Annotated in this window: 26 protein-coding genes and 1 pseudogene; 5 read left to right on the forward strand and 22 right to left on the reverse strand. The window is 36.9% G+C overall.

The genetic code is table 11. The annotated features are described in order from the left end of the window. Positions 1 to 346 precede the first annotated feature (346 nt). Entirely contained in the window at positions 347 to 1,516 is a 1,170-nt protein-coding gene (locus tag ACQKNC_RS01290) for an MFS transporter (protein WP_427423089.1), read from the forward strand. An 83-nt stretch (positions 1,517 to 1,599) separates the two neighbouring features. On the opposite strand, the gene ACQKNC_RS01295 is transcribed toward ACQKNC_RS01290, so the two are convergent. From ACQKNC_RS01295 to ACQKNC_RS01305, 3 genes are all read right to left on the reverse strand, one after another. Further along, a complete protein-coding gene (locus ACQKNC_RS01295) occupies positions 1,600 to 2,010 on the reverse strand; it encodes an Asp23/Gls24 family envelope stress response protein (protein WP_053483712.1) in 411 nt (136 codons plus the stop codon). 377 nt (positions 2,011 to 2,387) lie between these two features. Continuing rightward, positions 2,388 to 3,323 carry a hypothetical protein gene (locus ACQKNC_RS01300; protein WP_427423090.1) on the reverse strand — a complete coding sequence of 312 codons (936 nt, stop codon included), beginning with the start codon at positions 3,321 to 3,323 and terminating at the stop codon, positions 2,388 to 2,390. A 1,033-nt stretch (positions 3,324 to 4,356) separates the two neighbouring features. Continuing rightward, entirely contained in the window at positions 4,357 to 4,740 is a 384-nt protein-coding gene (locus ACQKNC_RS01305; protein WP_427423091.1) for a VOC family protein, read from the reverse strand. A gap of 457 nt (positions 4,741 to 5,197) precedes the next feature. Between ACQKNC_RS01305 and ACQKNC_RS01310 the strand changes: the two genes are divergently transcribed. After that, the gene (locus ACQKNC_RS01310) at positions 5,198 to 5,644 is read left to right on the forward strand and encodes a hypothetical protein (RefSeq protein WP_427423092.1); all 447 of its coding nucleotides are present in this window, start codon (positions 5,198 to 5,200) and stop codon (positions 5,642 to 5,644) included. A 351-nt stretch (positions 5,645 to 5,995) separates the two neighbouring features. Here the strand turns inward: ACQKNC_RS01310 and ACQKNC_RS01315 are convergent, their stop codons facing one another. From ACQKNC_RS01315 to ACQKNC_RS01380, 14 genes are all read right to left on the reverse strand, one after another. Continuing rightward, positions 5,996 to 6,355, reverse strand: a complete 360-nt coding sequence (locus ACQKNC_RS01315; RefSeq protein WP_427423093.1) for a hypothetical protein — start codon at positions 6,353 to 6,355, stop codon at positions 5,996 to 5,998. Positions 6,356 to 6,454: 99 nt separating this feature from the next. Next, positions 6,455 to 7,813 (reverse strand): acetyl-CoA carboxylase biotin carboxylase subunit, encoded by a 1,359-nt coding sequence (gene accC / locus ACQKNC_RS01320; RefSeq protein ID WP_427423094.1) that lies wholly within the window; start codon positions 7,811 to 7,813, stop codon positions 6,455 to 6,457. Positions 7,814 to 7,826: 13 nt separating this feature from the next. Further along, positions 7,827 to 8,330, reverse strand: coding sequence for an acetyl-CoA carboxylase biotin carboxyl carrier protein (gene accB, locus ACQKNC_RS01325; protein ID WP_427423095.1), 504 nt, complete (start codon positions 8,328 to 8,330; stop codon positions 7,827 to 7,829). 206 nt (positions 8,331 to 8,536) lie between these two features. After that, on the reverse strand, positions 8,537 to 9,094 hold the full coding sequence (locus ACQKNC_RS01330) for a SpoIIIAH-like family protein (RefSeq protein ID WP_427423096.1): 558 nt from the start codon (positions 9,092 to 9,094) through the stop codon (positions 8,537 to 8,539). Beyond that, positions 9,095 to 9,514 carry a hypothetical protein gene (locus tag ACQKNC_RS01335; RefSeq protein WP_427423097.1) on the reverse strand — a complete coding sequence of 140 codons (420 nt, stop codon included), beginning with the start codon at positions 9,512 to 9,514 and terminating at the stop codon, positions 9,095 to 9,097. A 62-nt stretch (positions 9,515 to 9,576) separates the two neighbouring features. Beyond that, positions 9,577 to 9,720: a hypothetical protein gene (locus tag ACQKNC_RS01340; protein ID WP_427423098.1), complete on the reverse strand. Its 144-nt coding sequence runs from the start codon at positions 9,718 to 9,720 to the stop codon at positions 9,577 to 9,579. Between the two features lies 1 nt (position 9,721). Further along, on the reverse strand, positions 9,722 to 10,633 hold the full coding sequence (locus ACQKNC_RS01345) for a stage III sporulation protein AE (protein WP_427423099.1): 912 nt from the start codon (positions 10,631 to 10,633) through the stop codon (positions 9,722 to 9,724). Between the two features lie 12 nt (positions 10,634 to 10,645). Next, positions 10,646 to 11,023 carry a hypothetical protein gene (locus ACQKNC_RS01350; RefSeq protein ID WP_427423100.1) on the reverse strand — a complete coding sequence of 126 codons (378 nt, stop codon included), beginning with the start codon at positions 11,021 to 11,023 and terminating at the stop codon, positions 10,646 to 10,648. A 5-nt stretch (positions 11,024 to 11,028) separates the two neighbouring features. Further along, a complete protein-coding gene (locus ACQKNC_RS01355) occupies positions 11,029 to 11,238 on the reverse strand; it encodes a hypothetical protein (protein WP_012295089.1) in 210 nt (69 codons plus the stop codon). Positions 11,239 to 11,535: 297 nt separating this feature from the next. After that, on the reverse strand, positions 11,536 to 12,543 hold the full coding sequence (locus tag ACQKNC_RS01360) for an NAD(P)H-dependent flavin oxidoreductase (protein ID WP_427423101.1): 1,008 nt from the start codon (positions 12,541 to 12,543) through the stop codon (positions 11,536 to 11,538). 188 nt (positions 12,544 to 12,731) lie between these two features. Next, positions 12,732 to 13,289, reverse strand: a complete 558-nt coding sequence (gene efp / locus ACQKNC_RS01365) for an elongation factor P (RefSeq protein WP_427423102.1) — start codon at positions 13,287 to 13,289, stop codon at positions 12,732 to 12,734. Positions 13,290 to 13,306: 17 nt separating this feature from the next. Then, the gene (locus tag ACQKNC_RS01370) at positions 13,307 to 14,368 is read right to left on the reverse strand and encodes a M24 family metallopeptidase (RefSeq protein WP_427423103.1); all 1,062 of its coding nucleotides are present in this window, start codon (positions 14,366 to 14,368) and stop codon (positions 13,307 to 13,309) included. After that, positions 14,362 to 14,805, reverse strand: coding sequence for a type II 3-dehydroquinate dehydratase (gene aroQ, locus ACQKNC_RS01375; protein ID WP_427423104.1), 444 nt, complete (start codon positions 14,803 to 14,805; stop codon positions 14,362 to 14,364). The genes ACQKNC_RS01370 and aroQ overlap by 7 nt, the downstream gene beginning before the upstream one ends. A gap of 60 nt (positions 14,806 to 14,865) precedes the next feature. Further along, positions 14,866 to 15,291, reverse strand: a complete 426-nt coding sequence (locus ACQKNC_RS01380) for a hypothetical protein (protein WP_427423105.1) — start codon at positions 15,289 to 15,291, stop codon at positions 14,866 to 14,868. 132 nt (positions 15,292 to 15,423) lie between these two features. Here ACQKNC_RS01380 and ACQKNC_RS01385 point away from each other — a divergent pair, with 132 nt between their 5' ends. Then, a complete protein-coding gene (locus tag ACQKNC_RS01385; RefSeq protein WP_427423106.1) occupies positions 15,424 to 16,395 on the forward strand; it encodes a DUF1385 domain-containing protein in 972 nt (323 codons plus the stop codon). Positions 16,396 to 16,494: 99 nt separating this feature from the next. On the opposite strand, the gene ACQKNC_RS01390 is transcribed toward ACQKNC_RS01385, so the two are convergent. The 5 genes from ACQKNC_RS01390 to ACQKNC_RS01410 all read right to left on the reverse strand — a co-directional run bounded on the left by ACQKNC_RS01390 (position 16,495) and on the right by ACQKNC_RS01410 (position 19,834). Beyond that, entirely contained in the window at positions 16,495 to 17,403 is a 909-nt protein-coding gene (locus tag ACQKNC_RS01390) for an NAD(P)H-dependent flavin oxidoreductase (RefSeq protein WP_427423107.1), read from the reverse strand. 69 nt (positions 17,404 to 17,472) lie between these two features. Further along, positions 17,473 to 18,204: an ABC transporter permease gene (locus ACQKNC_RS01395; protein ID WP_427423108.1), complete on the reverse strand. Its 732-nt coding sequence runs from the start codon at positions 18,202 to 18,204 to the stop codon at positions 17,473 to 17,475. After that, complete coding sequence (locus ACQKNC_RS01400) at positions 18,201 to 18,926, reverse strand: ABC transporter ATP-binding protein (RefSeq protein ID WP_427423109.1); 726 nt, start codon at positions 18,924 to 18,926, stop codon at positions 18,201 to 18,203. The genes ACQKNC_RS01395 and ACQKNC_RS01400 overlap by 4 nt, the downstream gene beginning before the upstream one ends. After that, positions 18,916 to 19,383: a DUF3021 domain-containing protein gene (locus ACQKNC_RS01405; protein WP_427423110.1), complete on the reverse strand. Its 468-nt coding sequence runs from the start codon at positions 19,381 to 19,383 to the stop codon at positions 18,916 to 18,918. Before ACQKNC_RS01405 ends, ACQKNC_RS01400 begins: the two co-directional genes overlap by 11 nt. 10 nt (positions 19,384 to 19,393) lie before the next feature. Then, on the reverse strand, positions 19,394 to 19,834 hold the full coding sequence (locus ACQKNC_RS01410; protein WP_427423111.1) for a LytTR family DNA-binding domain-containing protein: 441 nt from the start codon (positions 19,832 to 19,834) through the stop codon (positions 19,394 to 19,396). A 406-nt stretch (positions 19,835 to 20,240) separates the two neighbouring features. Between ACQKNC_RS01410 and ACQKNC_RS01415 the strand changes: the two are divergent. After that, positions 20,241 to 20,600 (forward strand): annotated as a pseudogene (locus tag ACQKNC_RS01415) (recombinase family protein); the annotation flags it as partial. A gap of 207 nt (positions 20,601 to 20,807) precedes the next feature. Continuing rightward, positions 20,808 to 23,408: a phosphoenolpyruvate synthase gene (gene ppsA, locus ACQKNC_RS01420; RefSeq protein ID WP_427423112.1), complete on the forward strand. Its 2,601-nt coding sequence runs from the start codon at positions 20,808 to 20,810 to the stop codon at positions 23,406 to 23,408. Positions 23,409 to 23,683 lie beyond the last annotated feature (275 nt).

A 23,683-nucleotide genomic window follows, 5' to 3' on the forward strand; every position in this document is an offset into this window, starting at 1 on the left:
AGGAACAATATAAGCAATTCAAAGAACGTAAATCCCGCCTATTTTACTGGAAGAATTGAAATATAAAATTCGTTTCAATGTGATACGAAACTACAAAGTGATACGAAACTACAAAAACATATTGATTCGGAGCATGCAAAGAAATCTATTGTTCACTTTCTCTCCTACCTTAACAATTGTTGTGCCATCTTGTATAACTACGAACTATTACTTCCAAACTTATAAAACACTGAAAAAATTAAAACAAATCTTTTGACCCTATAGTTACTATAGGGTTTATTGTAATACATGGAAATATTTTAGTAGATTTAGATTTATGTATCGTTAAAGACTGAAGGAGAACAAAATGAATAAGAAACAAATTTTAACTTTAAGTATTTTATTATCGAATTTATTCATTGCCTTTTTAGGTATTGGTTTAGTTATACCTGTGCTACCAACAATCATGAATGAGCTGAAAATTTCAGGCTCTGTCGTTGGTTATATGGTGGCGGCATTTGCTATTACACAGCTAATTGTCTCACCGATTGCCGGTAAAATGACGGATAATATCGGCCGAAAAATTATGATTATTGTGGGTCTTTTTGTATTCGGGCTTTCAGAGCTATTATTCGGGCTTGGACGCACAGTTGAAATACTCTTTATCTCACGTATGCTAGGTGGTGTAAGTGCTGCCTTCATCATGCCGGCGGTTACTGCATATATCGCTGATATTACAACATTGTCACAACGCCCAAAGGCACTGGGCTATATGAGTGCAGCGATTAGTACTGGTTTTATTATCGGACCTGGTATCGGTGGATTTTTGGCAGAATTCGGAACACGTATACCATTTTACGCTGCTGGTATCCTTGGATTCGTAGCAGCTATCTTGTCATTTATTTTGTTAAAAGAACCGACACGCGCTTCAAATAATGAAGAGTCTTCACCATCAATTGTAGGCAGTGTGAAGCGTATTTTTAGCCCACTATACCTTATTCCATTCGTCCTTATTTTCGTACTATCATTTGGTTTAGCTGCATTTGAATCGTTATTTAGCCTATTCGTGGATCATAAATTCGCATTTACGCCTTCAGATATCGCGATCATTATTACGGGAAGTGGAGTAGTCGGTGCCCTTGCACAGCTAGTGTTATTTGATGGGCTAACAAAGAAAATGGGCGAAATTAATCTTATCCGCTATTCACTCATCCTATCTGCTGTTTTAACATTTGCTATGACAATTGTTAGCCATTATTTCGCAATATTATTTGTTACATTCTTTATTTTCGTTGGCTTCGATTTAATACGTCCTGCTGTTACCTCTTATTTATCAAAAATTGCTGGTAATGAACAAGGGTTCGTCGGAGGCATGAACTCCATGTTTACAAGTCTTGGTAATATATTTGGTCCTATTTTAGGTGGGGTATTGTTCGATATAAATTTGAACTATCCATATTACTTTGCGACAATTGTTTTAACAATCGGCGTAATACTTGCATTGTTCTGGAGAAAGCCAAAACATATTGAAATATAATAAAGTAGCGATACTATTCACTGCTGATCAATTTCCGTTAACAACGTTAAAAAGAAGGATTGCCCTATCGGCAACCCTTCTTTTTATTCTTGTACAGCTACTTCTTCTTTTTCAAAGTGAATACCTGTAATGTGAACATTCACTTCAGCTGTTTCAAGTGCTGTCATATTAAAAATCGCTTGGCGAATTTGAGTTTGTACTTCCTTCGCCACTTTTGGGATTGTATAACCGTATTTTACAGAGCAAAATACATCAATGGCAATCTCACCAGTTTCAGTAACACCCGATTTAATGCCCTTATTGTGAACTTTTTTACCGAAGCGTTCTACTACGCCTGTAGCAATATTACCACGAGTTGCAGCGACCCCTTCTACCTCGTTCACTGCGATCCCAGCAACAACCTCGATTACTTCCGCTGCTACTTCAATTTTCCCAAGTTCTTCTTTTCCAGAAGGCGTTGGTTGTACGAAAGATTGTCCTACTTTCTCTGCCATACAAATATCATCCTTTCCCTTACACATCACAAACAAATGCTTTACTTACGCTTATTATACTATAAAAAGGAAAGTTTGGCTTCGTAAAGTAGCTTTAATTTATTCGGGACAGGTTTATGTCGATAAATTAATAAAGTTGGTCGATAAAATTAAAAAGTTGGTATATAAATCCGAAATTTTATTCGATAAATTAACGAAACTTATCGATAAAATCAAATTCTCTCTCGATTAACATAAAAAGCGGAGAAATCTTTATAGATTTCCCCGCTATATTCAATTACTTACTTGTCCCTAAAACATCATTCTCTTCTAGGAACTTCGTATTGAATTGTGCTAAAGACGTCATTGTTATGTTGTTCCATACATATATCTAAAGTTTACATATTTTCAACAAAGGCTAGTAGCATTGCCTCCTCATCAAGAAACCATTTTTTCTTTAATTGCGGAGAATGATAAGGATTATCGCTATGGAAATATGGTTGTGAAATAATGCTTTTAGCAACTGGAGCCATATAAATTTTATTGAGGATTTCTAGTGGCGCCGGATATTCAAAGTATAATTTTAATATAGGTTGTGGATTTTCAATTCTCCATTTTGCAAATCCTTGAGAAAAGTTCTTATGTTCCGGCATTTTTATCTGTTGAAATATTTCCGCTGGCAATAAGTTTTGTGCCAAACAATAAAGACCATGTGCAGGCACACATAGTTGTTTCATTGCTTTACTGAAATCTGCACGCATGTATCCTGAACACAAATTTTGTAAATGTTCTCCCATTGCCTCGACATCTTCTTTGTATAAAGCAAGAAGAAATGCAGCTCCCGAACGCTCCCATTGAGGTTTCTTTGTGCCAATAAATTTTTCGGCAGCAGAGAGCGCTTTTTGCAACAGTAATTCATCTCTATACCACATCGCCCTCAAGAGATTGCTTATCACAATATAAAACGGGTAACCATTTTTAGTTAAACCTAGTTCGGACGGAAGAATGCGCTCCATTGTTTCGTTATCCCCACAAGCGAATGCCTCTAAAATATGTAAAGTGTTTTGACAATGGTCATATCCTCCATCGCATCCCGGAAGTAATTGATAACGCATTTGCTGGAAAATTAAATTATTCCACTTTTGCCAGTCTTGATGTAAAAAGCACTCTTCTAACCATATATCGTAGTTGGTTTTTAACAGTCCAAATGACATTGATTTTGTAATTTGCGTTAATAATTCATTATCTTGTGCAGGTCCCTCTTTCGTATTATTTACAATCTTCTCATAATTTAATTTGAATTGCTCTATGTATTGACTTTTATCCTTATCCATTATGATTCACAACCCCATCTTTTTGTTTTTCCATTTCAAGAATCACAAATTTTTCTCTATTTTTACCATTTCAGCTTATTATCTACTTAAGATTTACCACATGTCAACATCATAACTTTCTCACCCAATCAACTATTCCCTCTATTAGGTAGAGCGCCTCACCTCTAACCCCTTATGCATTGACGTCAACTTTATATCCGTGACAGATTCTTCATACACCCCGATCATTTTCTGCGCTACTCGAATTGGCGTACTTAGTCAACTTGCGATTTAAAACCGTTTTTAGCCACGTTTATTAATGCGAACAAAAGGTAAGTATCTCTTTTCAAGAACACATCATACAATTAACAGAAATGAAAGTGTATTGAAGGGAGTCATACCGTAATGTGGCGGATAAAATTTATGATTCAACAATTCTTCAAAGAGCCTTTGTGGTTTAAAATACTAATTTCTTCAACTTTACTTATTTCAATTATTTTTAGCAGTTCATTTATTTCAAATAATGTTTATTATCAAAGCTGTTCCAAATTAGCCGCGGCAATCTTTTTTTGTGCATATGCTATTAAATTTAGGCGAAGTCTTGTAACCTCAATCATCTTATTCGCCTCAACAGTTATATGTATTTTTCTATCCATCCTTGCAATATATAAGTGATTGACCTTTTGCACAGAATTATTAAAAATAACGGTCCTCACGCTGCATTATGAAATCCGTTATATGTTGTTAAAATCGAATACTTAATAGGAAATACGAGGTAAAATCATTTAGGAAATTTTGCAGAAATGTGCGATATAAGACATGTAGCACTCCGCGAATTAAATAACGGCAAGAGTAGAAATATCAATTTCGTACACATCGAGAGGATCTCAGAGACTTAGGGGATTGGTTATATTACAGAATTAATCGATTTTGTAGAAATAGACGAAGAAAAAGCACTCTAGTATCAAAGCTAGGGCGTTGTCTTTTTTAAGTACATAAGGTTTCATACTCAGAGTGAATATGATTTCGGCTGTTTACTCAAATAAAGAAGATATTACGAATTAATTTGTACTTCGCACATTAAAGCATGTGTATTTCCTTCAGTATCTTTAAAGAAAGCCATCCACGTTTCTATGTTTTCCATTTTCGCAACGACATGTGGCTGGTCGATAAAGGAAACTCCTTTTTCAAGCAATTTTTCGAAGGTTTTTTTTATGTCTTCGACCTGAAAATAAATAACTGAACTTGAATTTGCAAATTCATTTTTTTCAGGAAGTGAAAGAAGAAGTCGTTGCCCATTACATTCAAAAAATGCCATACTCTCTGTACTAAAAAGAAGGGGTAACCCTAATACTTCTTTATAAAATTCAATTGCATTTTCTACATTTTTTATTGGCACTCCGATTTGTCCAATTCTTTGAATTTCATTAGTTTCCATTATTATTCCTCCATTCATTTCATCTTACTTTTGAACACCTGATTTTTAAGTCTGATAGAAAGAACCACTATTCTATCTATTCTATTTACTCAGAACATTCCCCTTCTTCTTCAAATAACTCTCTCCATCCACTCATCCTATTGTTAAGTTTTCTCAACCACTCCTACAGTACCACGCATGGCTCTATAGCAACTATTAGAATACCTTTGTAAATGATTTCCCCTGCTCCACTATCAACGCTCACAGGCTCGTTAAATACTTCTATGTGCTTGCTATTGTTGTTGTAATCTAACTCAAACTTAAAATGGTTTAGACCTAATCGTCTCGTCCTACTGTAACGAGCAATCTTATTCACTTCCATTCACCATTCCTCTACCACGCAACAATTTAGAACGAAGTTAATATTCTGTTTTTTCGGTAAATATAATAAATTAATGTAATTAGAGAGGGTGACACTATGAGAAGTAAGATAATTATAGGCATCTCTTTGCTATTTTTAATCACAATTGTTGGTTGTAAAAATGTAAATACTGATAAAACCTTAGAAGCCAGTCCATTATTTGCATTGCCTGTTACCTTCGGCAATGGAGTAGAAGGTGACTATTTATTGATTGGGAAAGAAGGTAAAGTTGGCTTTTTAGTTGGTTCGGGTAAGAGAGGAGAAGCAACAACCATGCCCATCATAGCCAATCAAGTAAATAAGTATATGTGGCATTTTTGGGGAAAAGAGAATGATATTAGTGGCAATTTCAAAGTAGTTGGGATTAACGAAGACGGTGAAGAGCATCCGATATTAGTAGTCGCCAACAACAAAGTATGGGAATATCCTAAACTGAATATTAGTCCAATCAATGGTGCTGATTCACACACACCATCGCAAATGGTCTTCCCAAATATATTTTAACGAAGTATTTTTTGATGAAATAGTTGTAAACGTTATAAATAATTAGGTAAATAATTTCTAAATTTTCATGGATTCATTTCCAAAACAATAACTAATTCTCAAAATAGCCTTCAAGATATGACTTGCTTGTATGATTGATTTCCATCATATATGCAAGTCCTTTTGTTATGCATCCAAAATCACTCTTACAGCTTCACACAAAGCTATGTAGCACCAATCAGACAACCATTGTAAGTGATTTCCCTGCTCCACTATCAATACTCACAGGTTCGTTAAACGGCTCTAGTTCAGCATATCGACTTTCAACGCTTTCTGATGGCACTTAGAAGTCATAAATCAAGTGACTGTTTTCTATATAAGCCTGCTCTCTCCTAAGCTCGCAAGCCAACCAAATATAGACTCCAATTTAATGTCATCTACGTATTCAATTTTCATTGCATCTACTAAACGTTTAAAAGTATAAATATATTCGCTGATTGTTGCCTTGCGAACGCCCGACAGACGCATTTGCTCTTTCACAATTAACAAAGCACTATTAATTTCTACACCTTTCTTACCCTCATGTAATTCAGCAACATCGATCATTAGCTTTGATGGAGTAATCAGTATTGTATCTTCCTCTTTAAACGTACCCTCAAAACTTGGTAGCTGTATAGCTTCTGTCACATCTTCTAAATCAAAAATCCCTGTACGCTGACCTTTTCTAGCCAAATAAAAAACCTCCTAACAATTGAATGTTAGAAGGTAATTTTATTGCGATATTTGGAATGCATTCTATTCCCTATTCTATTCCCTAAATCCACAAATCAATTACTTGCTTGTCCCTAAAACATCATTCTCTTCAAGGAACTTCGTATTGAATTGCGCTGATTTGAAAACGTCATTGTTCATCAATGCTTGGTGGAATGGAATTGTTGTATTGATACCAGGACCAGATACTTCAAATTCGCTAAGAGCACGATTCATTTTCGCAATCGCTTCTTCACGTGTATTTGCATGAACAATTAGTTTCGCAACCATTGAATCATAATATGGTGGGATTGTATAGCCCGCATACACAGCAGAGTCAATACGTACACCGTAGCCACCTGGAGTTACGTAAGTATCTACAGTACCAGCTGATGGCATAAAGTTTTTATAAGCATTTTCTGCGTTGATACGGCATTCAATTGCCCAACCATTTAATTTAATATCATCTTGAGTGAAAGGAAGTTTTTCACCAGATGCAATTTTTAATTGTTGTTGTACAAGATCTACACCAGAAATCATTTCAGTTACTGGGTGTTCTACTTGGATACGAGTATTCATTTCCATGAAGTAGAATTTATCTTCTCGATAGTCATAAATAAACTCGATTGTTCCAGCACCTTCATAGTTACAAGCTTGTGCAGCTTTAACGGCAGCTGCACCCATTTCAGCACGGCGCTCAGAAGATAGCGCTGGAGACGGAGCTTCCTCTACTAATTTCTGCATACGACGTTGAACTGTACAGTCACGTTCACCTAAATGTACTACGTTACCATAGCCATCCGCTAATACTTGGATTTCACAGTGACGGAAGTACTCGATGAATTTTTCTAAATATACGCCAGGGTTGCCGAATGCTGCAGCAGCCTCTTTTTGCGTAATTTCAATGCCTTTTACAAGGTCTTCTTCTGTACGCGCTACACGGATACCTTTACCGCCACCACCAGCAGTTGCTTTGATGATCACTGGGTAACCAATTTTAGCAGCCCATTCTTTACCTGTTTCGATATCTGGAACGATACCAGTACCTGGAACAAGTGGAACATCTGCTGCTTCCATTGTTGTACGTGCAACGTCTTTAATACCCATAATTTTAATAGAATCAGATGAAGGTCCAATGAACTTAATGCCTGCGTTTTCACAAGCTTCAGCGAAGTCAGCGTTTTCAGATACAAAGCCGTAACCAGGGTGGATACCGTCTGCACCAGTTTTTTCTGCTACGCTAAGTAAAGCCGGGAAGCTAAGATATGAATCTTTTGATAGCTTTGGCCCGATGCAATATGCTTCGTCTGCTAATTTCACATGTAATGCGTCTGCGTCTGCTTCAGAGAATACGGCAACAGATTGAATGCCTAACTCTTTACAAGCACGAATAATACGCACAGCGATTTCGCCGCGGTTTGCAATTAATACTTTTTTCATTGTTGTGCACTCCTTACTCAGCTTTTACAAGGAATAATGGTTGACCGTATTCTACTAATTCACCGTCTTTAACAAGTACTTCAACGATTTCCCCTTGAACTTCTGCTTCAATTTCGTTGAATAGTTTCATAGCTTCTACGATACATACGATTGTTTCATTACCAACTTTGTCCCCCATTTTAACATAAGCTGGTGATTCCGGGTTTGGAGATTGATAAAAAGTACCAACCATCGGAGATACAATTTTATGTAACGATGGGTCGTTATTTGCTGGTGCTGCAGCTGGTGCTTCTTCAGCTTTTGCTGGTGCTGGAGCTGCTGGTGCTACTGGAGCTGCTGCTGGTGCAGATTGTTGTACAACAGGTGCCACTACTTCTTTTTTAGGTGCTACAGTTTCAGTAACAACACCATTCTTTTTTAACTTAACTTTTGCGCCATCTACTTCATAAACGAACTCGTCGATTGAAGAAGAATCTACTAATTTAATAATTTCACGAATTTCTTGAATTTTGAACATTCCTAACTCTCCTTATGAAATGAAATAAAATCTACTACAAGCACTATTCTATATTTTTTTCGAACAATTTGAAATACTTTAATGAAAATTAAGTAAAAGTGAACAAAATAAAAGGCTTTCTTTTAATAAACGAAAGCCTTTTCATTATACTGATATATAACAATGATAATCAACTAAACAGAAAATTCTCTTTTTTCTCTCTATTTTTAATAATTATTTGCACTGAATTTTACTTGGACGTCATTCGCGCCTTCCATCTCTGTTTTTACCAAATAAATAATTTCATTTGCTTGAGCTTTTGATAGCTCCTCCGCCATAACAGTTACAGATACTTTATCACCATCTGCTTTTACAAACGCATCAGAGTAACCTAAAGATTTAATAAGCATTTCTAACATTGCTTCTGCGGATTCTTGTTTTATAAGGTTATCCATGTCATTATACGCCTTATTTTTTTCTTCTGCTGTGTAATCTTTTGAACCGATCTTCTGCGTTAATTGTTGACGAAGCTGGCTTCTTTCATCACTAACTTGCATGCGCATTTCTTCAAATAAGTGACTTGGAGAAGATACTTCCTTCGTCGCTCCCTCTTTCGCTGCTTCTTGATCAGTCACACCCGTTACCGCAGTTTGCTGTAATGCGTCATCTGTGAAAATAGTTAGTCCATTAAATTGTTTTGCTGGATCAACCAAATAATACACTGAAATAACCGCTACTAGACTTAATAATGTCATAAACCAAACTGTTCTTCTACGTACGCGCATTTACTTTTCCTCCTTATTTTCCATTGGAACGATAATAATTCGATGAATCGGCAATTGCATTACTTGACTAACGACAGCACGAATTTCATTTTTTACAAAGATATCTGATGCTCCCTCTGAAACAATTAGCATCCCTGTTACTTCTTTCGTGCCTTGTTCAGTTCCTCGAAAATATTGACTGAATAGTTTAGTGTCATCCTTCTCTTCTGTCATATCTCCGTAGTAAAAATAGACTTTAACCTCCCCAACACCTTTCATAGCCTTCAGTGTCTGCTCAAGTTTTTCTTCATTGGTCACCGATGTTACTTGCCCATTTGTTGTATTCGTTTGATACATTGGTAATATGATGAAAATTCCCACGGAGGCAGCAATAAGCATTAATACTATAAATGACGTTGTTTTTTTTTGTTTCTTTTCCACATCACTTGTACATTGCCTCCTTTCATCTTCTCTTTTTCAAGTGTATGTACGCTTGTTTCCTCCTATGAATTGATAAATGGAATCTTTAATAGCAATTGCAAAAATACTAACGTAATAACAAGCTTTGTAAGTGAAATTATTTCTTTATCTTCTGTTAGAAACACAAATATCTGACAGATAAAGAGCAATGCCAATAAAAGAATCAATCTATCTCCCCCCAGCCATAACTTGCACAAAAACAATGAGGAATAAACAAGAAAACATAAATGAAAAAGCAATTAGAAACGATACTGCACATAATGTAAATAGGGATTTACTAATATGATCTAGTAGTCTACAAATATCATCAAAGGCAATTGGCTCTAAAATAGCAGCTAACAGTTTCAACGAATAAGCACTGACAACAAGCTGAACGGTCGGAATGAACGACACGGTAATAACCGCTATAAACGCAGAAATACTACTAATAGAAGAAGAAAATTGTGTCATATGCTGGAACATTGAAAAACTATCTACTATAAAGGAGCCAACAACCGGAATATTTTCCTCTATTAATTTCTTCACAGGCTCTGAAACAGCTGCGCTAACAGTAAACACAGCAACACCACTCGCCGACATTAAAATGATGTAACAAATAACAGATGCCGAGACGATACTCATAATGGTAAAACGAATCATTTCAGCAATTCTCGTAAACGAAATTTCTTTAACAATGACACTGCTGACATCAAAAACAATGGAAAAAAGTACTCCAGGGATAAGCCATTTACTACTAATAATCGTTAATACTTGTACAAAAAAAAGTAAAAAAGGTTGCCAAGAAGCAATTGCTGTTATACTGCTTGATAAAAGAAAGCTTGAAGTAAGAATAGGATAAAAAGCAGTAAATAAATGAGCTAGTCCCTGTGCTATTTCGTCTATTAATTTAAATGAATTCACAACGACAGGTCCTATTGTTGCAAGTACAATAAGAAAAAAAAGTATCCTTGTCCCTTTTTCAAATTCTGGTAATATCATATTGACAATCAAAATTATAATGACGTAGCCACACAAAATAAGCGTCATCTTGAGCAACAGAAAGAATGGATCAGTTAAAAACGAAAATATTTGCTCTAGCAATGTCTTCGCCCCTTAGTTTAGCCGTTGTAAAATGGCAGACACCTCCTGTAAAACAGCCAAAAATTCCTTAAACCAGTACAACAAAATAACAATCTTGATTCCATCATAAACAATATGCCCGAGTACTTTATAATTTTGTTCTACAAGTAAAATAGACACCCATTGACCTACATAAAAAAGACTAGCGCTTACCACAATGGCTTTCGCATAGGGCAAAAAAGCTAACGTCTCAAGCAATTGCTTAATGAATGGCAAGAGGAGTGTCGAGAACAACATACCGAACAGCAAAAACGAAAACATTACACTAATTAGCGCATGGAGTGGCTGTATGACTTCTTTTATAAGCAATAATAGTAGCAGCATGACAACAGCTACGATGACAATTTCCATTTACACTACCCGGATGAGGTCAGCCATTGAAAGAATGTAAGGATTTCATTGAAAAATAGACGTAGAAATCGCAGTAATTCCGCTGTCATATATAAGTAGGCAATGAAAAATAGGAAAAATGAAAATTCTTTCTTTCCTGTTTGATCAAAGAAGACATGAAGAAGCGCAACTACTAGTCCCACTCCAGCGACTCTTAATACGTCCTGTAATTCCATTTCATACGCCCCCTCGTGTACAGCAATATATGTTGCTAGCCAAAAAAAAAGACCTCTATACATACGTATAGAGATCTAAGTTATTTATGAATTAAAGTAACTATTGTGATTAACCATTTTTATCCACCCTGGTTAATTTGAAGGCTCTGATTTCCACTTCGGGCTACTAGCTTTCCCGCGGGAGTCGAGTAGCTCTACGCTACAATCAGTTAAAATGGGAATGTACTAGCAAAATAGCAAAAATAAATCTTTTTATCACTCAATAATAAACCTATTTTTTCCTAATCAACACGCCTATTAAAATAATTTTTCCACGATGCTTTTCACGGAGCCTGTTTGTTTCACTAAATGGCTATTTTCACCCATCCACATCGATAAATATTCGGCATTGCCTTGTTTTGCACTTTCTTTACGAATCATTGTAGTTAGATCATTTTGCAAGGGATATGGTGCCACAGTAGCATCCTTCATACGTTCCGTAAAACCATTCGCTAGACCTCTTGCTGGTTTACCAGAAAAGGCACGAGTAATCGTCGTCTGCTGTGCTTTCGATTGAAGTACGGCATTTTTATAGAGAGGTGAAATTTCACACTCATCTGCTACTAATAAAGCTGTACCAATTTGAACTGCTTGTGCACCCATTGCTAGTGCTTTGTTTACATCTTCCTTTGTCACAATACCTCCAGCAGCAATTATTGGTATAGAAATTTGTCCTACTACTTGCTGAAGTAAATCATGCAAATCTATTAATTGCATAGGTTCAGTGAAGGAACCACGATGACCTCCAGCTTCCCCACCCTGAAGGACAACAGCTTGCAGCCCTGCTTGTTCTACACACTTTGCTTCTTCTAATGTAGTAGCTGTACCAATAACATAAACATTGTTGTCCTTTAAACGTTGAATGACATCTGCTGAAGGAATGCCAAATGTAAAGGAACAAATGGCTACGTCTTCATCAAGAACAGCTTGTACTTGTCCTTCAAATACTTCCTTGGACATGACGCTTTGTACAGGTGAAAGTCCGAGTTCTTCATAAAACGGTTGTAAAGCCATTCGAGCTTTTTGAAGAACATCGATATCAATACGTGCCTCTTCCTGTACAAATAAGTTAACTGCAAACGGCTTATTCGTTAGCTGTTTAACTTCCTGAATAAAACTTTTCGTTTGTTCCCCATCTAAATAGCCCGCTCCAATCGAGCCCAAGATACCTGCCTCTGCACAGGCAGCCACAAATTTCGGCGTAGTTACACCAGCCATTGGTGCTTGAATAATTGAGGTTGATATTTCAAAAGTTGCTTGTAGCATAGCATTCACTCCTTACTTTAATTGTAAGCAACTCTTCCAAAAATGACCATACCTCAAATGATAGAAACCACTTTTTATACTAGTAAAAAAACTGCTATTCCTCTATCTATTGTCACAAAATTCGATTGCTTTATATGTAAAAAACCTACCCTTTTGTTAGAAAAGAGTAGGTTGGATGTTTTTATTCATTACGCACGAGAAACGTAAGAACTTTCTGTTGTATTGATAACTAACATGTCACCTTGGTTAACAAAGAATGGCACTTGTACAATAAGACCTGTTTCAAGTGTTGCAGGTTTTGTACCACCAGAAGCTGTATCACCTTTAATACCTGGCTCTGTTTCTGTTACTTCTAGTTCAACAGTGTTTGGTAATTCAACACCTAACATTTCACCTTGGTATGATTGGATATGCACTTCCATGTTTTCTTTTAGGAATTTTAATTCATATTCAATTGCAGCTGAAGAAAGTTCAGTTTGCTCATATGATTCTAAGTCCATGAAAACATGCTCATCACCTTGTGCATAAAGGTATTGCATTTTACGGTTATCAATTTGTGCTTTTTCAACTTTCTCACCAGCACGGAAAGTTTTTTCATTTACTGAACCGTTACGTAGGTTACGTAGTTTAGAGCGTACAAACGCAGCACCTTTACCTGGTTTAACGTGTTGGAAATCTAACACGCGATATAATTGGCCATCTACAATAATTGTTAGACCTGTACGGAAATCATTTACTGAAATCATTTGTGTTCCTCCATAGTTTATAAAATAATAAGTTCTTTCGACGAATGAGTTAGCAGTTCATTACCGTTTTCTGTGATTAAAATATCGTCCTCGATACGTACACCACCGATTCCTGGTAAATAAACTCCTGGTTCAATCGTTACGGTCATACCTGGCTCTAGCACCGTTTCTGAACGCATCGATAAGCCAGGGCTTTCATGTACTTCAAGACCAATTCCGTGTCCTAACGAATGACCAAATGCCTCGCCATAGCCTTTTTCTGTTAAGTAGTTACGTGCAATCGCATCTGCTTGGATTCCCGTTAAACCAGGGCCAACTTTTTCAAGTGCTAAAAGCTGAGAACCAAGTACTGCGTTGTACATATCCACTAGTTTTTCAGATGGCTCGCCAACTGCCACAGTACGTGTAATATCCGAGATATAGCCATTGTACAGTGCTCCGTAGTCTAATGTGACAAAGTCGCCTTTTTCAATCACTTTATTCGTTGCAACGCCATGTGGTAAAGCTGAGCGGAGACCAGACGCAACAATTATATCAAACGAAGACTGAGTCGCTCCTTGTTTACGCATGAAAAATTCTAATTCATTCGAAACCTCAAGCTCTGTTTTACCAGGCTTGATGAAGTTTAAGATATGTGTAAATGCGTGATCAGCAATTTCACACGCAACCTTAATAATATTAATCTCTTGTTGCGTCTTAATCAAGCGAATTTTTTCAATTAGCCCAGAAATCGGTACTAAATCAGCTTGAATTTTACTTTTATACAGCTCATATGTGCCAAAGTTAACAGTATCTTTCTCAAAGCCCAATAATTTGATGCCCATGTTGTTTACTTGCGTCGCAATTTCTTCGATGATTGTGGTCTCATGCTTTACAATTCGGAAGTTCTGCACTTGCGCAGCCGCTTGCTCTGTATAACGAAAATCTGTGATAAACACAGCATCATTTTGAGACACAATCGCTACGCCTGCTGTCCCTGTAAAACCAGTCATATAACGACGATTGTACTCGTTCGTAATTAAAATGCCATCGATATTTTGTTCTTGAAGTGCCTTACGTAGCTTTTGTAATTTCAACATAATCCATTCTCCCTCTCGATAAATGTGCGTAGTGCCAGTTCATAGCCTTTCGTACCTAGTCCACAGATTTGACCAAGGCATGCCGGAGCAAGATAGGAATGATGACGGAAAGCCTCACGTTTATGGATATTTGAAATATGTACTTCTATAACCGGCACAGAGATTCCTGCAATTGCGTCATGTAACGCTATGCTTGTATGGGTATATGCACCAGGATTAAAAATAATACCATCATATTTTTCGTCTTCTGCTTCATGCACCCAATCAACGAGTATCCCCTCATGATTTGATTGACGAAACTCGACAGTGGCACCTAAAGACGCCGCAAGATTCTGAACATTTTTTTTCACATCTTCTAATGTCTCATAACCATAAATATGTGGCTCTCGTTTACCTAGTCGATTTAAGTTAGGTCCATTCAAACATAATAACTTCACGCATATTCGCCTCTTTCTATGTACTTGAAATTATTTTATCACAGAAGGCGCAGACAGCAACTAATTTCCTTTTTGTGCTGTGTGCTCCTTCTGATGAAAATTCGCAGTTTCAAGTAAGAAACGTAAAAGACAAATAACAATGACTATGAAAGGTATCGATAGTTTTTTAAAAGAAGAAGATTGCAAAGGTAAATCAAGAACAATCCATTCTAATGTGATTGAAAAAATAAGGCCGAGCAAAAAAGAAGATAGAATTGCCGGGATAATATAGACATATCTCAACGTAATAAATAAAAAAAATCCAATTAGAAATAAGACTAGGATGAGAAAGCTCCATTGGAATAGTTTTGAGCTACCTTCAAATAAATCCCACTTCTTATAAAAACCTATTGGATTCCATTTAATGAGTTGAAAATATTGAAGTCCCTTTAAACACAAAGTTAAAACAAGTGCACTGACGAGCGATGTTATACTAGCGACTTTCAAAAAAATCCTCCTAACTTTGTACCACGAATTTACTTTTCTAACGTTAATCATTTCCTAAATTGTACGATTAGTGTAGCCATATAGAAATTTTACTATGCGTAACTCTAGAGGTTTTTCACTAAATTTAGTACAATGGTACAGTTGAAATATATAAAGAGAGTGGTGTTAGCCTTGAGCAATTCACCTGTTTACGGGGGACAGGCACAATTAGAGGGTGTAATGTTCGGAGGAAAGGAACATACGATTACTGCCATTCGCCGTAACGATGATTCCATTGATTATTATCATTATAAAAAAGTTCAAAATCCAATTTTAAAAAAGCTTAAAAAAATCCCATTAGTACGAGGCGTTGTAGCACTGATTGAATCAGCTGGTTTAGGCTCTCGTCATATGCAATTTTCAGGGGACCGTTACGACGTTACACCCGGCGAGGAAGAAGAACATAAAGAGGAAGGCTCTAAACTACAAATGATTTTAGGTGTTGCCGTTGTAGGTATTCTTTCCTTTTTATTTGGCAAATTCGCCTTTACATTAATTCCAGTATTTATTGCAGACTTTTTCTCTAAATGGATAGAGGGCAAAACCGGCCAAATTTTACTTGAAAGTGGCATTAAGCTATTTTTACTACTTACCTATTTATATTTTATATCTTTAACACCTATTATTAAACGAGTCTTCCAATATCATGGTGCAGAACATAAAGTTATTAATTGCTATGAATCTGGTATGGACATAACAGTGGAAAATGTGCAAGCACAATCACGCTTACACTATCGTTGCGGTAGTAGTTTTATGCTGTTCACTGTGTTTGTGGGTATGTTTTTATATTTCTTCGTACCAACTGATCCACTTTGGTTACGCCTCTTGGACCGTATCCTATTAATTCCAGTTGTTCTTGGGATATCATTTGAAGTACTTCAAGCTACAAATGCATGCCGTAATATCCCAGTGTTACGCTTCCTTGGCTATCCAGGCTTATGGCTTCAATTACTGACTACACGTGAGCCTAAAGATGATCAAGTAGAAGTAGCCATCGCATCCTTCAATATGCTGCTTCAAGTTGAACAACAACCAGAAATCGCCGCTACATTGAATCATGATTAAAAAATCAATTATGCCTCGGCATAATTGCGTCCGGAATCGGAAAGAAGTTAAAAGGCAAGCCCAACTGCATTTGGTTGGACTTGCCCTTTTTTATAGTTTTTAAAATGACTGTACAGAATTTAGTTGTTGCTTTGCTTCCTCGTACTCTGCTCCCAACGTTATGAGTATTTCACGAACGGACTCTCGTTCGACAATATTAGTAATGCCATGTCCGGCTGACCAAATATCTCGCCATGCCTTGACATTCACGAGATGTGTTAAATCAACATCCTCTCTTGGCTTCAATATCGCTGGATCAATGCCCTCCTTCAATAAGGATGGAATTAATACATTAACATGGACACCACTAAATGCATCGGTATATAAAATATCAGAGGTATCACTTTCAATCACCATATTTTTGTACTCCTCAGGTGCATTTCCTTCATCACAAGCTAAAAAACGAGTACCCATATATGCATAGTCTGCTCCCATTATTTGAGCAGCTAATACGTCTGCACCGCTAGAGATGGAGCCTGATAAAACGATTGTACCCGTATAGAATTTCTTTACCGCAGATATAAAGCCAAATGGATTCAGTTGCCCACCATGCCCACCAGCTCCTGCACAAACAAGGATTAGTCCGTCTACACCTGTGGCAGCAGACTTTTTAGCATGCTTGACGTTCGCAACATCTGCATAGACCTTCCCTCCATACCCGTGCACAATGTCTATAACTCTCTTTGGATTACCTAATGAAGTAATGACAATTGGTGGCTGGAATTGTTCAATTAACTGTAAATCTTCCTCAAAACGTGTATTCGCTACAGGGTGACATATAAAGTTGACTGCCCATTGCTCAGTAGGTAGCGCCTTTTTTATTTCTTCAAGCCACTCAGCACATACTGAAGCGGGTCTTGCATTTAATAACGGAAAAGAACCGATAGCCCCTGCTCTACTAGCTTCAATAACCATCTTAGGGTTAGAAACTAAAAACATCGGAGCTACTATAATTGGTAAACTAGTCATACACTCTCCCCCTTTATACTTAAATATTTCGAGAGATTTCCTGAAAATCCTACTAGTTAATTTCAAATTTTAGTTCTGTCCTCGCATCTTACGTTGAAATAATAGGGTAGCGATAATAAAAATAAAGACCGTATAACCTAAAACGATAGCGAGTGGATGGAAAACATCCGAATATGCTCCACTTACTACTGCACGTGCTGCATTAACAGCATGGACAAATGGCAAAAATTGAGTGATAGAATGAAATGTACCACCAATCATGTCAGGATCAAACCATGTACCACTAAACCATGTAGATAAATTGACAAATATTGCAAAGATACCTCCTACCTGCTTGTCGGTAAAAATTGTTCCAAGTAATAAACCAAACCCTATATACAATAACGAAATTACAATAAGTACGCCTACCATTAATAGGACAGATATAGTTAAGGACAAGCCTAATAATACAGCAATGAGTAAACAGAAAATAATTTGCAAAAATGCAATTGGTAGTAGAGGCAGTACATAGCCCAATATATAATCGCTTGCCGACATAAGAGAAGCAAATATCCGCATTAAAAAGGATGAGCTTTTATCCTTGCCGAGTAACATGCCAGAAAAAAGAGTAAGAAATGAGAAACTGAAAACAATAACACCTGGTGTGAGATTACTAATTTCATATAATGCAAACGGCATATTTTTTTGCATGACAGAAAATATCCACATTAGAAGCATTGGTAAGGCCATGCCAAAAATGAGTGTTAATGGATCACGTACTATTTCCTTATGATTTCTTGATGCAAATACACTTGCCTTCAAAGTGACTCCTCCTCTGTAAGCTCTAAAAATACATCTTCCAAAGAACTCTTTTTTGTTTCATTCATTAATTGCTGGATTGTACCGAGAGCACGTAATCTCCCTCGATGCATAATTCCTACACGATCAGCCAGCATCTCGACCTCTTCTAAATAGTGAGTCGTTAAAATAATTGTTACCTGCCCTTTTAACTGATTTAGTATTTTCCATAAATCGCGGCGTGCACGTACATCCATACCTAATGTCGGTTCATCTAAAAAAAGTATTTTCGGGTTAGACATCATAGCCATCGCAACACTTAGTCGACGCATATAGCCACCCGATAGCGTTTTGGCTTTACTAGACTGACGAGGTGTCAAGCCAAATACATTCATTTGTGCGCTCGCTCGTTTTTGCGCTTCTGTTTTTGAGCAACCATAAATTCGGCCCATTAATAGCAAATTTTCTAATACCGTCAAATTCGGTGCAACCGCTGTTTCCTGAGGAGAAATATTTAATTTCTTTTTAGCAGCGACTTGTTGATGAACAATACTTTCACCATCCAAAAGGGCATCTCCAGCTGTTGGTGATAAAAGTCCACAAAGCATTTTAATCGTTGTCGTCTTCCCGGCTGCATTTTGACCAAGAAGAGCAAAGAATTCTCCCATTTTTATATTTAAAGATAACCGATCCACTACTACATGTTCCTTATACTGCTTTGTTAAATCCTTAATTTCAATTGTCATGTACCTCACCTCTCTCTATTAGCATTTCATTGATTTTTTCTATATCACGCTTTGAAAGCTTATATTGAGTTAGCCATGTCACGACATAAGTTCCTAAGAAACTTGCTAATAAGGAACAAACATTGGCCACCGTTTTCGGCATCCATAAAATCATCACAATGGGTATCCAAATAATTGCCGTTACAGAAAAATGCACAATATACTGCTTCAGCATCCCCCATCTAGCAATTTCAAAAAATAGTGCAGCTAAAGCGAAAGTTATCCCGATTAAACCAGTCAATAAAACTTGAGTAATAATTGCGATTATTTCATTTGTAAATAACACTCGAAATTCAGGAACTACCCAAGCGTAATTTCCTTGCGCTATCCCCATTGATACAAAGAATTGCACTACTTGCCCTAGTACAACACCAATGATAAATCCACCTATAATACGATTTAGTAAGTCTTTTCGCACACTTTTCACCTCATACCCCTAATTGTTTCTTAATTTTTGTTACATAGCGCCTTGAAGCGTATGTTTTTATTCCACCTTTTAGCTCAACCCCGATTGTTCCTGTTTTGCTAATGTCCATATGTATAATCTTATTTCGATTGACAATTTCAGCATTTGAAATACGTACAAACATTTGTGTATTTAGCTTTTCTTCAAGCTCGTACAAGCGAAAGCGTACATTGTAAATACCAACCATCGTTTGAACGAAAACTTTCTTGCGCTCCGTATAAATGCGTACAATGTCCCCACAGTTAATAAACTCAACACCTCTATGTGATAAGACCGATAATGTATTCACTTCAGCAGAAGCGATACACTGCATAAGATTCTCTATTTCATCGGTTATTTTATCTGTGTGAATAGTAACTTTCGGCTCTTTGCATGTCGGGTCAATCGACACTTCTACCTTCATATCATCACAGTCCTTTCATTGTTTTCACTATAAAATTTTCATCTATTTATGTAAATGGATTTTCGACGACTGGTCGTTTATATGGGATAAGTGGTTTAGACATCCTCCCTAAAGATAGGAAACTTCCGTAGCTGGTGTTTATCTAAATGAAGAAAAAAAGTGCCTGTCCTTCTTGTTGACGAGATAGAGTTACTTTGAAATAAAGTTTGATCAAAAATACCCCACAACCAGTATTTTACGATAATAAAAAAATCCATTTTGAAAGATTACTCAAAATGGATTCTTATCCAGACGATTTAAATATCGGTTATATAAAAAAGTTTGATTACTTTCTACCCGTGCCCTTTACAAGATTCTTGGACATTATCTTTGAAGGGAACTGTCTTGAGCAACGAAAGATTGACCGAAGTTGCAAAAAATGTTAGAAATCCTCCAACAAGTTGTTATCATTTTTGTTACGGACCTTACTCGTAGCACAAAAGATCAATTTGAATTAGTAGATTACATTAAACCAAAGAAGAAAAACTTAAAGTCCTTGAAAAACACATGGTTAGAATTATCAGAAAATAATCCATATAGCCAATTTTTAATGACGGTCATAGGTGGAGTAAATCCGTTAGAGCGTGATCTAATGCAAATGCGTCAACATGAAGGAATTGGTTTAGCGAAAAAGGAAGTGAAATACCACGGAAGAATTAAAAAGTATCATAAGCATGCCGAGATTAACTATGCAGCGAGGCTGCTTAAATCAGGGTTTTCGATATGATTAGCGGAAGAGGGAAATCAAGAAAAAACCTGGATATTATTACCGAGTTCATTAATGTTGCACAAAAACAGACACGAATATATAATTATATCACAATCGCTATTTCCGGAACTTGCACAACTATCCCATCTTATAATTTAATGTTATCACGCCGGTAAGCTCTTGTCAAATATTTTTTCTCAATAGAATGGTTAGGAGAGATGTAAAATGAGTTCTTTGGTTCTTGGATTTCAGGAAATGGATAAAACACAGCTTTTGCTCGTTGGTGGAAAAGGATCAAATTTAGGAGAATTATCAAAAATTGAAGGAATACAAGTACCAGAAGGATTTTGTATTACAACAGTGGGTTATCAAAAAGCCATTGAACAAAACGAAACGTTTCAAATATTGTTGGATCAACTATCAATGTTAAAAGTAGAGGATCGAGATCAGATTGGTGAACTCAGCAGGAAGATTCGACAAATCTTTATGGATGTAGAAATTCCTTCCGATGTTGCAAAAGCAGTTGCCCATACACTCTCTCAGCTTGGTGATGACCATGCTTATGCAGTGCGTTCTAGTGCGACAGCTGAAGATTTACCACAAGCCTCTTTTGCTGGTCAACAAGACACCTACTTAAATATCATCGGCAAAGAATCCATCTTGCAGCATATTCGCAAATGCTGGGCTTCCCTTTTTACGGATCGGGCGGTAATCTACCGTATGCAAAATGGATTTGACCACAGTCAAGTGTATTTATCCGTCATCATACAACGGATGGTTTTCCCACAGACATCAGGGATATTATTTACCGCTGATCCGATTACTTCTAACCGAAAGCAGCTATCAATCAATGCCAGTTTTGGACTCGGAGAAGCACTGGTCTCTGGTTTGGTCTCGGCTGATTGTTATAAAGTACAGGAAGATAAAATCGTCGATAAGATGATAGCGACCAAGAAATTGGCTATCTATTGCCTAAAAGGAGGAGGAACTGAGACACAACAGATCGATGCGGATCAGCAAAAGACACAAACACTTACTGATCAACAGATTTTACAACTAGCACGTATCGGAAGACAGATCGAAGCTTATTTTGGTTGCCCACAAGATATCGAATGGTGTTTGGTTGATGATACATTTTATATTGTTCAGAGTCGCCCAATCACGACTCTTTTCCCCATCCCTAAAGCGACTGATCAAGAAAACCACGTCTATATATCTGTCGGTCATCAACAAATGATGACCGATCCTATGAAACCATTGGGATTGTCTTTTTTCTTGTTAACGACTTCTGCGCCCATGCGTAAAGCAGGTGGAAGATTGTTTGTTGATGTCACGCATCAACTGGCTTCACCGGTCAGTAGAAACAATTTATTAAATACTATGGGACAACACGATCCGCTTATGAAAGATGCACTTATGAACATCATTGAGCGTGGAGATTTTATAGAATCGTTACCAAATAATAATAAAGCACCGAGTCCCAACAGAGGCACTACTAATACGCTAGCACAAATCGAAAACAATCCAGCAATCGTTTCTGAATTGATAAAGCGTAATCAAACATCCATAGCAGAGTTAAAACAAACTATCCAAACGAAATCAGGAATAGATTTATTTGATTTTATTCTAGAAGATATTCAGGAATTAAAGAAGATTTTATTTGACCCACAAAGTTCAGCTGTATTTATGTCTGCTATAAATGCTTCAATATGGATCAATGAAAAAATGAACGAGTGGTTAGGTGAAAAAAACGTAGCAGACACGCTTTCTCAATCTGTACCAAACAATATTACTTCGGAAATGGGTCTAGCACTTTTGGATGTCGCAGATGTGTTCCGTCCTTATCCAGAAGTAATTGCATATTTACAACACGCAAAAGATGATAACTTTTTGGATGAACTAGTTAAGTTTGATGGTGGACAGGAAACTAGAGACGCTTTCTATGTTTTTCTCAACAAATACGGAATGCGATGTGCTGGAGAAATCGATATTACGAAAACTCGTTGGAGTGAAAAACCAATTACACTTGTCCCCATGATTCTTAACAATATTAAAAACTTGCAGCCTAATGCCAGCAATCGGAAATTTGAGCAAGGGCAACAGGAAGCTTTGAAAAAAGAACAAGAATTATTAGAGCGATTGAAGCAATTACCAGATGGTGAACAAAAAGCCAAAGAAGCAAAACGAATGATTGACCTAATCCGGAATTTTATCGGCTATCGTGAATATCCAAAATACGGCATGATTAATCGCTACTTCGTTTATAAACAGGCTTTATTGAAAGAAGCCGAACAACTCGTATTAGCCAACGTTATTCTTGAAAAAGAAGATATATACTATCTCACTTTTGAAGAACTTCGCGAAATCGTACACACAAATAAACTAGATTACCAGATCATCAGCGAACGAAAAGACGAGTACAAATTATATGAAAAACTTACTCCCCCACGCGTTATCACGTCTGATGGTGAAATCATTGTAGGAGAATACAAACGAGAAAATTTCCCAGCCGAAGCTATTGTAGGGCTACCTGTTTCTTCCGGAGTTATAGAGGGACGGGCTCGTGTCATCTTAAACATGGAAGATGCTGATTTAGAAGATGGAGATATATTAGTCACCTCCTTTACTGACCCTAGCTGGACACCATTGTTTGTATCAATAAAAGGTCTAGTCACCGAAGTTGGTGGGCTGATGACCCATGGAGCAGTTATCGCGCGTGAATATGGCTTACCAGCAGTTGTCGGGGTGGAAAATGCCATCAATCTGATAAAAGATGGGCAACAAATTCGCGTACATGGAACAGAAGGGTATATTGAAATATTGTAATAACTGAATACGTCAAATACGGATTAAATGCAATCTGTCTTGTATAAAAGGACGATTAACCTATTCGTCCTTTTATCTACCATCTTTGTAATTGGTACGAAATCCATTGCAATAATAGGATTCTATATTTCTGTAACTAAAAGTCGATTCTTCCTTACTTTGCGTAAGGATAATCGGTTTCACACTCCCAAAATATATATTAGCGTACATTTTTCGCGTTTTGACGTCGATATTCCTTATAGAAAAACCCCCACAAAGGTGGGCCTCTTGTGATT

It is taken from the genome of Lysinibacillus sp. NPDC094177 (assembly GCF_050279145.1).
Lineage (GTDB): Bacteria > Bacillota > Bacilli > Bacillales_A > Planococcaceae > Lysinibacillus.